We start from the raw sequence: 12,978 nt of genomic DNA on the forward strand, positions 1-12,978 counted from the left end.
CTGATGAAGACCACACCCATGACCGGAACACTGCTGGCGGCCGTGCTCGTGACGGCCCTGAGCGGGGCCGCGGCCCCGGCGTCGCCCGGCCCCGGTTCCGCCCCCGGCCCGGCCTCCCCGACCCTGTCGGGAAGCGGCCAGTGCACCTACCCCGCGAAGCCCATCAAGGGCACGCCGTGGGCACTGCAACGCGTACTCCTCGACCAGCTCTGGCAGCACACCAAGGGCAAGGACGCCCACGGCCGCCCGGTGCGCGTCGCCGTCATCGACACCGGCGTCGACAATCGCAACCCGCAGCTCAAGGACGCCGTGGACGTCGGCAGCGGCGCCGACCTGCTCGCGGACGGCAAGGGCGGCGGCCCGGAAAAGGGTGCCAAGGATGCCGGGGGTGACCAGGCCAAGGACGATGCCAAGGGCCGGACCGGCAGCGGGGACACGGCCGGGAGCCAGGGGGGAAGCCAGGGCGGGAATCAGGGTCCCACCGTCGACCTCGTCGGCCACGGCACCAAGGTCGCCGGCATCATCGCCGCCCGGCCGTCCCCCGCCAGCGGGTTCGTCGGCCTCGCCCCGGAGTCGGTCATCATCCCCATCCGGCAGAACGACGAAAAGGGCAGCGGCACCTCGAGGACCCTCGCCGCGGGCATCAAGAAGGCCGTGGACGAGGGTGCCCGCGTCATCAACATCTCCCAGGACACCACCAGCCGTCTGAACCCCGGCTCCGACCTCGAGCTGGCCGTGAAGGCGGCCCTCGACCGCGACGTCGTCGTGATCGCCTCGGCGGGCAACGACGGGCAGGACGGCAAGTCCAAGGCCACCTACCCGGCCGCCTACCCGGGCGTGCTCGCCGTCGGCGCCTCCGACCGCAACAACGAACGCGCCCCCTTCTCCCAGTCCGGCGCCTTCATCGGCGTCGCCGCCCCCGGTGTCGAGATGGTCTCCACCGTCCCCGGCGGCGGCCAGTGCGTCGACAACGGCACCAGCTTCTCCGCGCCCTACGTGGCCGGAGTCGCCGCCCTCATCCGGGCCAAACACCCCGACTGGCGGCAGCACCAGGTGGTGGCGCAGATCGAGCAGACCGCCGAACGCGCCGCCGACGCCCGCGACCGGCACATCGGCTGGGGGGTGGTCGACCCCGTCCGCGCCCTCACCGAGGACGAGCGCCCCATCGACCGCGTCACCCCTCGCCAAGGCCCCGCCCGCACCGTCGCGGCCCCACAGCCCGCAGCCCTGCCGCTGGGGGAGACACCCCAGGAACGTAAGGTGCGGCTCGCGACGTACGCCCTGGGCGGCACGGCCGTCCTGATCGCCGTGATCGCGGGCTCGGCCATGGTCGTCAGAGACCGCAAGCGCCGCCCCTCGCACTAGGCGGCACCCGGCACGAAGGAACCCATGACTCAGCCACTTTCCCCACACGACGCCCAGCGCCCGACGGTGCCCCAGGGCTTCGGCCCGGCGCCGCAGCCGTTCGGCCCGCCACCGACCGGAGACAGCGGGCCACCACCGGGCGGCTCCCGCACCGGCGGGCGCCGCAAGGGCATCGTCATCGCGCTCGCGGTGCTGCTCGTCGCCGGAGCGGGCACGGGCGGCTGGCTGCTCTGGGGCAAGGACGACAAAAAGGCGGCGCCCGAGGCGAAGCCCACCCGTTCCGTCGACGCGAAGCTCGACTGGATGGTCCCCATGCCCTCCCCGGACAAGGACCACGCCCAGCGGGTGGCCCCGCTGTGGTTCGCCAAGGGCAACGTCGTGATGAACACCAAGAAGACGGTGACGGCCTACAGCGTCGCCACCGGAAAGCCCAGCTGGACCGTGCCCGTCCCCGGATTCGCCTGCACTCAGTCACCCAAGCCCGACGGTGGCGTCGCGGTGATCGTCTACGGCAAGGCGGAGTTCGAGTGCGACAAACTGATGGCCGTCGACCTCGAGCGCGGCCGTCAGCTGTGGACGAAGGACATGGTCAACGCGCAGGGCAACAAGGACATGCGCGGCAACGCCAACATCGCCCTCAGCCACGGCCTCGTCAATGTGGCCGAGGTGGGCGAGGCCCTGGTCTACGACGCCAAGAGCGGCGCCAAGCGCAAGGCCAAGAACTACGGCTGCATGGAGCGCGGCACGGCCGTGAAGGGCGACCGGCAGCTCACGGTCGCCCAGTGCCAGATCTTCGGGCGGCAGTTCGTGATGAACGTGGACCCGAAGACCGGCGTGGAGAAGTGGACCTGGAAGGTCATGGACGGCATCGAGGTGCACAACGTCCTCTCCGCCGACCCTCCGGTGCTGGCGGTGGGCCGGGAGAACGACAACTCGCCCTCGGACATCGTGACGCTGGACGGCAAGGGCCGTCTGAAGGCCCTGATATCCATCTCGGCGGGCCCGTACCACTTCGAGGAATGCCGAAAAGGGGTGCTGGAGTCCTGCGACAGGACGGTGACCGACGACAAGACGATCTACCTCTCCACCCGCAGTGACGAGACGAACCAGGACGGGGTGAGCGTCACCGCCATCGTCGCGGTCGACCTGGCCACGGGCAAGAAGCGCTGGACCGCCCCCCTCGGCGGCAACCGCGCCAACCGGCCCCTCGCCATGCACGACGGACGCCTGCTCGTCTATCAGATGGCCACCAAGGACGAGGGCGGCAAGCTGCTCTCCCTCGACCCCGCCGACGGCACCCCCGCCGTCCATATGAAGCTGCCCCAGGAGTCCGCCGAGCGGGAGTACTCCCTCGCCCGCCGCGGCACCGCCTACTTCCGTGACGACCACTTCTACCTGGTCCCGGAAGAGGGCATGAGCGATCCCTCGATGATCATGTCGTTCCACTGACCCGCCCCTGTCAGCCCCGCCGAGCCATCAGAACGAGAACGCAGGAGTCAGTCAGTGACGCAACCACCGAGCTACGGCTATCCGCACCAGCCGCCATCGGCGCCGCTGCCCCCGGTGACGCCGCCCCCCGTCCCGCCCTACACCGGGTCCGGCCCTTCCGCGCCCTCCCCCAGCAGCGGTCCGCCCGCCTGGCGCAAACCGGCCCTCATAGGCCTGGTGCTCGCCGTCCTGCTCGCCGCGGGCGGCTGGGCGCTGTGGGCGTTCACCGGTGACGACTCCACCGGGTCGAAGAAGCCGGCGGCCGCCGCGGAGGGCCCCGCCGCGGGGCGAGTCGCCTGGATGGCCGAGGCCCGCACCAAGCCGGACCAGGACAACAGGCAGGCCCTGGGCACCTGGTTCACCTCCTCGCTCGTCGTCAAGGCCGAGCCGGACATGGTCACCGCCTACGACATCAAGACCGGCGCGAAGAAGTGGTCCTTCCTCCTCCAGGGCCCGCTCTGCTCGGCCTCCCGGGAGTCCGAGGGGAACGTCGCCGTCATCGCGGCCAAGTTCGGCAGCGTCTGCACGCACCTGATGGCCGTCGATCTGCGGAGCGGCAAGCGGATCTGGGAGGAGCTGCTCGTCCCGGAGAAGGACGCGGGCGATGCCCTCACCCCCGGCAAGTGGGCCAAGGCCAACCTCGAACTCGCCCTCCACGACGGCCACGTCTACGCGATCTGGGGCAACGGGGAGCAGACGCGACGCCTGAAGGACGGCAAGCGCATCGAGGAGGAGAAGCGCGACAGCTGCGAAATGGTCGACTCCGCGGGCGGCGACCGGCTGATCGCCATCACCTATTGCGGATCGGACAGCATCAAGATCCGCTCGATCAACCCCAAGAAGCTGGAGAAGTCGCGGTGGAGCCGGACCATCAAACGCAATGACGGCTTCCTCTCCGTCATCTCCACCAATCCGCTGGTCCTCTCCCAGGCCCCGGGCAACGGCGGCCCGGACAGCCAGTACGACTTCGTCGTGCTGGACCCGGAGAACGGAAAGGAAAAGGCCCGCGTCGCGTACAACACCCTCTGGCAGCGGGGCAATTGTTTCCTCGCCACCTCCGGCTGCACCGGGGCACTGGTGACCAAGGAGTCCCTCTACGTCGCCGGCCGCGGCGTGACCATGGCCTACGACCTGTCCAACGGCAAGGAGCGCTGGACCTTCAAGGCCGACGCCAACCGCCTCACCATGCCCGTGTCCGTACGGAAGGGCCGCCTCGCCGCGTACACCTTCGCCACGCCTGACCGCCCCGGCCGGATCTCCTACGTCACCACGTCCAACGGCAAAGCGGAACGCACCGTCGACCACACGGGCACGTCTGCGGATCTGAAGAACGAAACCCTCATGGCGAAATCCGAGGGCTTCCCCCGCCTGGTGAACGAGCGCCTGCTCCTCGTCAACGACGGCGGGTTCGCGGCCGAGGACAGCGGAATGATCCTCGCGATCAGCGCGCCGGACGACACCCAGTGAGTACGGCTACTCAGATCCGCTGAGTACCACAACTCAGTGACTACTCAAATGAGTTGGAGGAGTCACCGCAAGTGACTAGAGTGATGCGGTGGCACGGCCAACGGGGCGCATCCCAACAAGGAGACGGTGAATCATGTCCGGCAAGCTCAGTACGCATGATGAAAAGCTCAAGAAGGCCGTGGGCGACCTCGACGAGGTCAAGACCATGCTGGGCGACACCATCCGCAACCTGACCACCGTCGTGGACGGCATCAGCTCCCACTGGCGAAGCGACGCCCAGGTCCAGTACGCCGAGCTGCAGCGACGGGTGAACGAGGACGTCCGCAAGCTCAACGAGTACCTGGACTTCACCCGCGAAGCGCTTCAGGCGAGCCGTGACGGGTTCAACCAGAACGAAGCCGACCGTCTGAACAGCTTCAAGATCGACGGCGGCGCAGGCAGCAGCGGTGTGCTGTCACGCTTCAACGTCACTTCGTAGCACTTCTTCGACAGGGAGTTCCGATGGAAATCACGTACGAGGGCGTCATCAACGCCTCCGATTCGGTGAAGAAGTCCGCCACGACGATGGCGCAGCGCCTCGGAGACCTCCAGGCGCAGGTCAAGAACGTCGTCGACGACTGGGACGGTGAGGCCAAGGAGGCCTTCTACGCCCGCCAGCGCGGCTGGGACGCCACGGCCCAGGACCTCACCCAGACCCTCCAGAAGATCGGCGACCTCCTCCGCGAGGCCACCCACAGCTACCAGGCCGTCGACAAGAAGAACGCGGGCAGGTTCTAGCGCATTGGCGGGGCGTGCCGGGCGGACCACCGCCCGGGCACGCCCCATCGCTGTATCAGGGCTTGAGGTCGAACTCGCCGTCCCGGGCCCCGAGCACGAACGCGCGCCACTCGCCCTCGGTGTAGCGCAACACGGTCTCCGGATCGGCGGACGACCGCATGGCCACGGCCCCATTGGCCAGATACGCGATCTCGACGCGCTCGTCGGAGGCGTCAGTACCGGGTGCGCTGAGCCACTCGGCGTCGGAGATGTCCATGGCGTACAGCTCGGCTTTTTCTTGTTCGTCAGCCATTTGTCGGGCTCCTTTGCGGGTCGGTCAAGTTACCTTGTGGAACGTTTCGGGGAGATTGGCGGTGTCGAGGCAGTCGAGCTGCCGGGCGATCTTTCGCGCGGCGGCGTTGAGGATGGTGATCCTGGCGTTTCGGCCTGCTTGGCCTGTGAGTTTGGTATTGGCGGTCCAAAGGCCGGCGCGCAATAGCTTACCGTCCGAGGTTGGTTTGCCGAGCGGGCAAGAAAAGTAGATGGTGGCGCCAAAATCATAAGCCTCACCGTGGACCCCAAGTGGATAGGGGGTGGTCTTGCTTCCTCTCTGCTTAGAGCGTGGGTTCAGCATCTTTGCGTCGAACCACTGGAAGTAGATGGCTACGGTGAACAGTCTGCTCTTCTCGACGTCAGCAGTGACTCGGCAGAGTTCGTGGTCGTCTTGCCCTCTATGCGATGCCTCCAGGCCTCTCAGGCGGGACGCAAACGACCCGATCGCCCTCGGGTGATGTTGCGTAAACTCCCTTAGTCCGGCGAGCGCATCGAGCTTGCCGGCGACTTTCGGCGGAAGTAGCGATTCGCAAACCTGGGCGGCTGGGAGCAGTCTCCCTCGCTGTTCGTTGCCGGTGGCGGAGCAGGATGTGATGCATAAGGCGAGCAGTGCGCACACGGTCGACCTTATTGAGTGCGCCACGGCTATCAATCCTTCTCGTGAGGGTTGAGTCCGAGATACTCATTCGCGCTGGGGCCCCCGCTGAGATACATGCTCTTGATTTGATCCTTGAGGTTGCTGTTATTGGCCTCCCGGAAGAATTCGGAACTACTAGCGCTGAGGTAGGCGTGAAATGTCTCGGCGATTTCATTCTCGCCCGCACCGAAGAATTTATTCCTGTCAACCTTGGCTGCCTCATCCGGCGTCACCTCAACCGCCTCAGCCGCCCTGTCAAACCGCTGCCCCACATACGTATTCACCATCCCGCCGGCCGTCTCCCCCGCCAACGGCACGACCGAGACCCCCACCGCCGCCGCCCCCGGCACCGGCAGGACCGCCACACCCGCCCCGATCGTGGCTCCCACGACCCACTTCTTCCACTCCGTCGACCGGGCCAAGCTCTTGTTGTTCTCCTCCGCATCATGCGTATGGTCCGCCGCCGCCTGTTCCACCCGGGCGTGGTCGAGGATGCCGCGCACCTCCGCTTCCGCCAGCAGCGCGCTGCGGCCGCGGACGTAACCCGCCTCGTCCGTCGCCGGGTTCGCGTCCAGCGCGCTCAACGTGTGCAGGTGCTCGGCCCGTGACACGTACCCGTGGGCCGTCTCGCTCTGGCCCAGCGTGCTGAGGAAGCCGATCGCGCCGTAGCGGCCGAACTCCGCACGGTCCTCGTACTTCGCCGGGAAGGCCACCGCGTCCTGGCCCACGCCGCGGTCGCCGATGCCGGAGACGGCGTAGTTGAGGTCGTCGATGTACGCCGCTCCTATCGTGCCGAGGCTGTCGGCGATGCCCGACTGCCGGTGGATCAGGGAGTTGTCGTCGCCGTAGACGTACGCGACCTGTTCCATCACCCTCGCCCCCGCCCCGCTCCGGCGGTCCGCGCCCGTCGCGGAGTCGTACGGGCTGCCCGTCGTCGCCGCCTCCAGCGCGTGACCCAGGGCGTTGTAGCCCGCGATCCTGCCGGAGTCGCCGGTGAAGGTGACGTCGGGGTGCCAGTGGCGGTCCTTGGCGAGGTACCAGAGGTTGTCGTTGACCTCGGACTTCTTGTCGACCGGGCCGACCGGGCCCGATACGCCCGCCGGCTGCTCGAAGAATTCCGCCGCGCCTTCCGGGCTGTGGCCCAGGGCCTGGAGGAAGCCCGTCATCGGGTCCTGGCCGCGGTCGTTCTTTCCGCCGTGGTAGGTGAGGTCCGCGGTGTTGGCGGGGTTCGTCCAGAAGGACAGGTCGCCGCTGTTGACCTTCTTGTCCATGCGGATGAGGGCTTCGCCGTACGCGGTGAGGAATTTTGCGTCGTACTCCCCGTGCCGCATGAGGTTGCTCATGACCTGGAAGCCCCAGGGGTTTCCCGCGGCGTCGGTGCCGATCCTCTTCCCGCCCGCCTCGATGACCCCCGCCTTCCAGGAGTCCATCGCCTGGCTGTCGACCTGTGTCGCCGAGGCCAGGGTGACGCCGAGACTCTCCTGAAGTCCCCGCAGCAGGTCCGCCCGGCCCCGGCCCGGGCCGACCTGCCGCGGGTCGGCCATCCCGGCCCAGAAGCGGAGGACGCCCTGAGGGCCGAGGGAGGTGGCGATGCGTTCACCGAAGAGCGGGTCGTCGCGGTGGGCTCCGAGCAGCGCGCACAGCCGGGCGAGCTCCGCGTCGCTCATGGCGGAGCCCTTGGCGGCCAGTTCCAGGGCCCGTTCCGCGTCCTTCTCGGCCTGTCGTCGGCCGGCGCGGTCGTAGCCGTCCTGGTTGAAGCCCCGGTCGCCCGAGCCGTTGGGGTCCTGGAGCAGCGCCCAGTAGAGGTCGTCGTCGGCCTCCGTGGCGGACCGCAGTGCCCGCGCCACCGTCTCGTTGTGTGCGGCGACCGTCTCCTGGTAGCCCTTGGTGAGGGCGGAGGAAACGGTCTCGGCGTACACGCGCCCGTCGTCGTTCTGCTTCAAGTGCTCGTCGCGGGCGACCGCTTCGGCGACCTGGTCCAGCGTCCTGCGTGCCGCGCGGAAGCGGCCGAGCGCGTAGTCGAGCACGGCGTGGACGCCCCGGGCCTCCTCGGCCGCGGCCAGCAGCTCCGTCCGGGTGCGGGCCAGGTTGCGGAAGCAGGCGGTGGCCGCCTCGCCCTCCCAGTCGCAGGCGTACAGCGGGTTCTCGACCTCGTGGCCGAACTTCTCGCCCACGCCCTGGATCCTCTTCGGCAGGGCCTGCCACGCCTCGACCGCCGCCTCCAGGGCGGCCAGGTTCGCGTCTCGTAGGGTCCGGTAGCCCAGCATGGTCCGTGCCGTTCCCTACCTGTCGAACCCGTCGAGCCGGCTGAATCGGTCGAACGTGCCGCGCGTCCGCTGGTCGTCGGCGTGGAAGTCACGCGCCGCCGCACGCAGGGGCGCCGCGACCTCATGCTGCAGTGACCGCTCCAGCTCGTTCATCTGGGCCCGCCAGCGGTCGAGGAAGACCGCGAACGCGGGGGAGGAGCGAAACCCCTTGAGCCCCTCGGCGACCGAACCGGCCCCTCCCGTGCCGACAGCACGGTCGTCGGTCCTCCTGAAGGCCGCCCGCACCTCATCCGCCTTGCCCGCCTTGTCCCGGAGGAAGGACGGGGAGACCCGTAAGCGGCGCGCACCCGCAGGCCCCATCCCGCCCGTCGCACCCGCCCCGCCCGTCGCGTCCTTCGAGCTCGCGAGCCGCATCGCCTCGGCCGTGGGCTGCCCGGAGCTGTCGTAGCGATGCGGGTTGAACCGGCGGTCCCACTCCTCGTCGAGCGCCATGTCGCCTCCCCGGCACACGTGTTGGCAGGTGTGTACGACGCTAGCGCCCGGCCATGACACCCGGACCCGTTTCCGTGGATCTTCACCGGTGCCGTCACACCCGCCGTACGCTCACTCCGCCGGCAGCCACCCCGTCTGGATCAGCGCCGACCCCTGGCGCCGCGAGACGAAGACACCGCGGCCCGGCGGCAGGGGGCGGGGCTTCATGTCGCCCAGGAGCTCGCCCTCGCTCGGGTGGCCGGAGAGCAGCACACCCTGGGCGCCCAGCTCCTTGAAGCGCTGGATGAACGCCTCGTACGACGAGCGTCCGGCGCCCGCCGTGTTGCGGGCCAGGATGATGTTGACGCCCGCGTCACGCGCGAAGGGCAGATTGTCGAGCAGCACGCTCATGGGGTTGCCCGACGAGGAGGAGACCAGGTCGTAGTCGTCGATCACAACGAACGCCCGCGGCCCCTGCCACCAGCTGCGCGAACGCAACTGCTGCGGGGTGACGTCCGGGCCGGGGATCCGGCCGGCGATGAGCGCGTTCATGTCGCCCATGTACTTCTCCAGGGCGTTCTGCGTGGTCGCGTACCCCACCAGATACGGCTCCGGGACGCACTCCAGCAGCCCGCGCCGGTAGTCGCCGACGCAGAACAGCGCCTCCTCAGGCGTGTACCGCTCGGTGAGCTGCTTGATGAGCAGCCGCAGCATCGCCGTCTTCCCCGCCCCCGACTCGCCGAAGACGGCGAACAGCGGCTGCTGGTCGAAGTCGACGAAGAGGGGCTCCAGGTTCATCTCGTCGATGCCGATGGCGACACCCCGCTCCGGTGCGGCGTTGCCCGCGGGCAACGACTCGGCCGGCAGCAGATGGGGGAGCATCCGTACCCGTGGCGCGTGCGGGCCGTGCCAGTGGCTCTCCACCGACCGGACGAAAGCGGCCGTGGCCTCCGCGAGGTCCTCGCCGCCGCCCGGCCGGCCGTCCACGCGCGGCACCGCGCCCAGGAAGTGGAGCGCCTCGGGCGTGATGCCGCGCCCCGGGGCGCCGACGGGGACGTTTCTGGCGCTCTTGCGGTCGACCTCGGAGTCGGTGGGGTCGCCGAGACGCAGTTCCAGACGGCTCAGCAGCTGGTCCTTGAGGGCCGCGCGCATCTCCATGTAGCGGGCGGCGGTGATCACCAGGTGCACGCCGAACCCGAGACCGCGGGCCGCGATGTCGGTGATGACGGGTTCGAGGTGCTCGAACTCCGTGCGGAAGGACTGCCAGCCGTCGATGAGCAGGAACACGTCGCCCCACGGCTCGTCCGGCAGCTGACCGGCCGCGCGTCGGCGCCGGTAGGTGGCGATGCCGTCGATGGCGTGGTCCCGGAAGAACGCCTCCCGCCGGTTCAGCACCCCCGCGACCTCGGCGACCGTGCGCCGCACCTTGTCCGCGTCGAGCCGGGAGGCGACGCCGCCGACGTGCGGCAGGCCGTCGAGGGCGACCATGCCGCCACCGCCGAAGTCCAGACCGTAGAACTGCACTTCGGCCGGGGTGTGCGTGAGCGCGAAGGCGCCGACCATCGAGCGCAGCAGCGTCGACCTGCCCGAGCGCGGGCCGCCCAGGACCAGCATGTGACCCGCGGCCCCCGAGAAGTCCCGGTGCAGCACGTCGCGCTTCTGCTCGAACGGCTTGTCCACCAGCCCCAGCGGTACGACCAGCCCGCCCGGCCGTCCGTAGCCGTCCGCGCTGAGGCCGCGGCCCTCCACCGGGGCGAGCGGCGGGAGCAGCTGGTCGAGCGAGGGCGCCTCGTCCAGGGGCGGGAGCCAGACCTGATGGGCCGGCGGCCCCTGGCCGTCGAGGCGGCGGACGACGACATCGAGGACCGTGTCGGACAGGGCGTCGTCCGGCGCGTCGTCCCCGTCGTCCGGACGGGCGGCGGACGGGTCCGGCGCGATGTGGGTGACGGGCACCGGGGCGGCCGTGAACAGCACCGGGCGGCGCTCGACGGTCAGGTCCGAGCCCGCCGGACCGGGGGAGCCGGTGCGGTAGGGCGCCGAGACGTACGCCGCCTTGAACCGCGTCATCTCGTCCGTACCGAACTTGAGGTACCCCGAGCCGGGAATGGACGGCAGGTGGTACGCGTCCGGAACGCCCAGCGCCGTACGGGATTCGGCGGCCGAGAACGTCCGCAGCCCGACGCGGTACGACAGATACGTCTCCAGTCCGCGCAGCCGGCCCTCCTCCAGCCGCTGCGAGGCCAGCAGCAGATGCACGCCCAGGGAGCGGCCGATGCGGCCGATCTGGATGAACATGTCGATGAAGTCCGGCTTGGCCGTCAACAGCTCGCTGAACTCGTCGATCACCAGGACGAGTGAAGCGAGCGGCTCCAGCGGGGCACCGGCCAGCCGCGCCTTCTCGTAGTCGTGCGTGTTGGCGTAGTTGCCCGCCGAGCGCAGCAGCTCCTGCCGGCGCTGGAGCTCACCGGTGATGGAGTCCCGCATCCGGTCGACCAGCGTCAGATCGTCCGCGAGGTTGGTGATGACCGCGGCGACGTGCGGCAGCCGGGACATGCCCGTGAAGGTCGCGCCGCCCTTGAAGTCCGCGAGCACGAAGTTCAGCGTCTCCGAGGAGTGCGTGACGGCGAGCCCCAGCACCAGTCCGCAGCAGCTCGGACTTGCCGGAACCGGTCGCGCCGACGCAGAGGCCGTGCGGGCCCATGCCGTCCTGCGCCGCCTCCTTGAGGTCGAGCATGACGGGCGAGCCGTCCTCGCCGACGCCGATCGGCACCCGCAGCCGCTCCGCCGCCGACCGCGGCCGCCAACTGCGCGCGGTGTCCACCGAGCCCGCGTCGCCCAGGGAAAGCAGATCGGTGAAATCGAGGTTGGCGAGCAGCGGTTCGTCGTCGTCGCCACCGCCCGTCCGCAGCGGCGCGAGCTGCCGGGCCAGCGCCTCGGCGGCCTCCGGGGACAGCGTGTCCGGCTCCCCTTCGTACGCCGCGACCTGCGACTGGAGGCGCAGCCGCCCCGGGGTGACGATCACCGACAGCCCGCCGCGCTCCTCGTCGAGCTCGCCCGGGACCACCTCGACGACGGTGACGCCCTGCAGGCCCTCGGCGGCGGCGAAGGCCGAGTCCGGCGGCACCGTGGCGCCGTCCAGGACGACCACCACGTGCGGCTGGTCCAGCAGCGGCTGACCGTCCCGGCTGAACCGGGTACGCCCCTCCAGCCGCGGCGCCAGCAGCTCCTCCAGCTCACCGAGGTCGTCACCGATGGACCGCCGCGTGCCCGCGCCGTCGATCCGGCCCGGCACCTGCACATGCGGCAGCCACTTCGCCCACTCCCACCGCTCGGCCGCACCGCGCCCCGCGACGACCGCGACGACCAGGTCCTCCGGCGAGTGCAGCGTGGCGAGCTGCGCGAGCAGCGCGCGGGCCGTGCCGTGCACCGCCTCCGGCTCACCCGACAGGGTCACGTGGTAGAAGGCCCGCAACGACACCGCCACCGGCATGCCGTCCAACGAACCGTGCGTGGCGAGGAAACGCTGCATCGCACCGGCCGTCAGGGGCTCCAGCTCGTCCATCGGCGCCGTCTCGGGGGCCATCAGCGGGGTCGCGAGCTGCTGCGCGCCGAGCCCTATCCGGGCCTGCCCGAAGTCGTCGTCGCTCACCCGCCGCTCCCACACCCGGCTCCCCTCGGCGACCACCGACCACAGCTGCTCGGGCGCGGGGTGCGTATAGAACTGGGCGTCGCGCTGCGCGCGGGCGGTCCGCCGTACGGTCCTTCGCGTCTGCGCGAGGTATTTGAGGTAGTCGCGGCGCATGTCCGCCAGCTCGCCCTGGGTGCCCTGACGATGCCGGACGATCATGGTGATGGTCATGCCGAGCGTCGAGACCATCATCAGGACGCCCATGACCTTCATCATCGGGGCGGCCCCGGGCATGAAGAAGTACACCGCCGACGAAGCCATGCCCAAGGTGGGCAACAGCTGCATCAGCATGCCCTCCTGACGGCCGCGCGGCAGCTCGGGAGGAGACTCCAGCCGTAGTTCCGCGCTCGGCACCTCGGGCGGGAGAGCCCGCGGCTGGCGCTTGACGACGACCTGGCTCACGGACTGCCTCAACCCCTCGACGCGGCAGGAAAGTTCCTCGTCCGGCGCCCCCGTGGCCCCGGCCTCCTCCGCGAGACGGTGATCCTATCGGCGTACGAACGTTC

At 69.8% G+C, this 12,978-nt stretch carries 9 protein-coding genes and 1 pseudogene; 5 read left to right on the forward strand and 5 right to left on the reverse strand.

The features are described 5' to 3' along the window. Positions 1-3: 3 nt before the first annotated feature. The 5 genes from mycP (at position 4) to JO379_RS25055 (ending at position 5,097) form a co-directional block, all read left to right on the forward strand. On the forward strand, positions 4-1,365 hold the full coding sequence (gene mycP / locus JO379_RS25035) for a type VII secretion-associated serine protease mycosin (protein WP_209517065.1): 1,362 nt from the start codon (positions 4-6) through the stop codon (positions 1,363-1,365). 24 nt (positions 1,366-1,389) lie between these two features. Next, positions 1,390-2,814 carry an outer membrane protein assembly factor BamB family protein gene (locus JO379_RS25040; protein ID WP_130880207.1) on the forward strand — a complete coding sequence of 475 codons (1,425 nt, stop codon included), beginning with the start codon at positions 1,390-1,392 and terminating at the stop codon, positions 2,812-2,814. 54 nt (positions 2,815-2,868) lie between these two features. Further along, entirely contained in the window at positions 2,869-4,320 is a 1,452-nt protein-coding gene (locus tag JO379_RS25045; RefSeq protein WP_130880208.1) for an outer membrane protein assembly factor BamB family protein, read from the forward strand. Positions 4,321-4,453: 133 nt separating this feature from the next. Then, positions 4,454-4,798, forward strand: coding sequence for a WXG100 family type VII secretion target (locus tag JO379_RS25050; protein ID WP_130880209.1), 345 nt, complete (start codon positions 4,454-4,456; stop codon positions 4,796-4,798). 23 nt (positions 4,799-4,821) lie between these two features. Beyond that, the gene (locus JO379_RS25055) at positions 4,822-5,097 is read left to right on the forward strand and encodes a WXG100 family type VII secretion target (protein WP_130880210.1); all 276 of its coding nucleotides are present in this window, start codon (positions 4,822-4,824) and stop codon (positions 5,095-5,097) included. Positions 5,098-5,152: 55 nt separating this feature from the next. Here the strand turns inward: JO379_RS25055 and JO379_RS25060 are convergent, their stop codons facing one another. From JO379_RS25060 to eccCa, 5 genes and pseudogenes are all read right to left on the reverse strand, one after another. Beyond that, positions 5,153-5,389 (reverse strand): DUF397 domain-containing protein, encoded by a 237-nt coding sequence (locus tag JO379_RS25060; protein ID WP_209517067.1) that lies wholly within the window; start codon positions 5,387-5,389, stop codon positions 5,153-5,155. Between the two features lie 24 nt (positions 5,390-5,413). Further along, on the reverse strand, positions 5,414-6,028 hold the full coding sequence (locus tag JO379_RS25065) for a hypothetical protein (protein ID WP_209517069.1): 615 nt from the start codon (positions 6,026-6,028) through the stop codon (positions 5,414-5,416). A 29-nt stretch (positions 6,029-6,057) separates the two neighbouring features. Continuing rightward, positions 6,058-8,313 carry a DUF6571 family protein gene (locus JO379_RS25070; RefSeq protein ID WP_209517071.1) on the reverse strand — a complete coding sequence of 752 codons (2,256 nt, stop codon included), beginning with the start codon at positions 8,311-8,313 and terminating at the stop codon, positions 6,058-6,060. Between the two features lie 15 nt (positions 8,314-8,328). Next, a complete protein-coding gene (locus JO379_RS25075; protein WP_209517074.1) occupies positions 8,329-8,805 on the reverse strand; it encodes a type VII secretion target in 477 nt (158 codons plus the stop codon). A gap of 111 nt (positions 8,806-8,916) precedes the next feature. Beyond that, positions 8,917-12,874, reverse strand: a pseudogene (gene eccCa / locus JO379_RS25080) (type VII secretion protein EccCa). Positions 12,875-12,978 lie beyond the last annotated feature (104 nt).

The organism is Streptomyces syringium, assembly GCF_017876625.1.
Taxonomy (GTDB): Bacteria; Actinomycetota; Actinomycetes; order Streptomycetales; family Streptomycetaceae; genus Streptomyces; species Streptomyces syringius.

What these genes read in the sequence shown, in the direction of transcription:
- mycP (WP_209517065.1), top strand. Translation starts at nt 4, where the DNA reads ATGAAGACCACACCCATGACCGGAACACTGCTGGCGGCCGTGCTCGTG.
- JO379_RS25040 (WP_130880207.1), top strand. Translation starts at nt 1,390, where the DNA reads ATGACTCAGCCACTTTCCCCACACGACGCCCAGCGCCCGACGGTGCCC.
- JO379_RS25050 (WP_130880209.1), top strand. Translation starts at nt 4,454, where the DNA reads ATGTCCGGCAAGCTCAGTACGCATGATGAAAAGCTCAAGAAGGCCGTG.
- JO379_RS25055 (WP_130880210.1), top strand. Translation starts at nt 4,822, where the DNA reads ATGGAAATCACGTACGAGGGCGTCATCAACGCCTCCGATTCGGTGAAG.
- JO379_RS25060 (WP_209517067.1), bottom strand. Translation starts at nt 5,389, where the DNA reads ATGGCTGACGAACAAGAAAAAGCCGAGCTGTACGCCATGGACATCTCC.
- JO379_RS25070 (WP_209517071.1), bottom strand. Translation starts at nt 8,313, where the DNA reads ATGCTGGGCTACCGGACCCTACGAGACGCGAACCTGGCCGCCCTGGAG.
- JO379_RS25075 (WP_209517074.1), bottom strand. Translation starts at nt 8,805, where the DNA reads ATGGCGCTCGACGAGGAGTGGGACCGCCGGTTCAACCCGCATCGCTAC.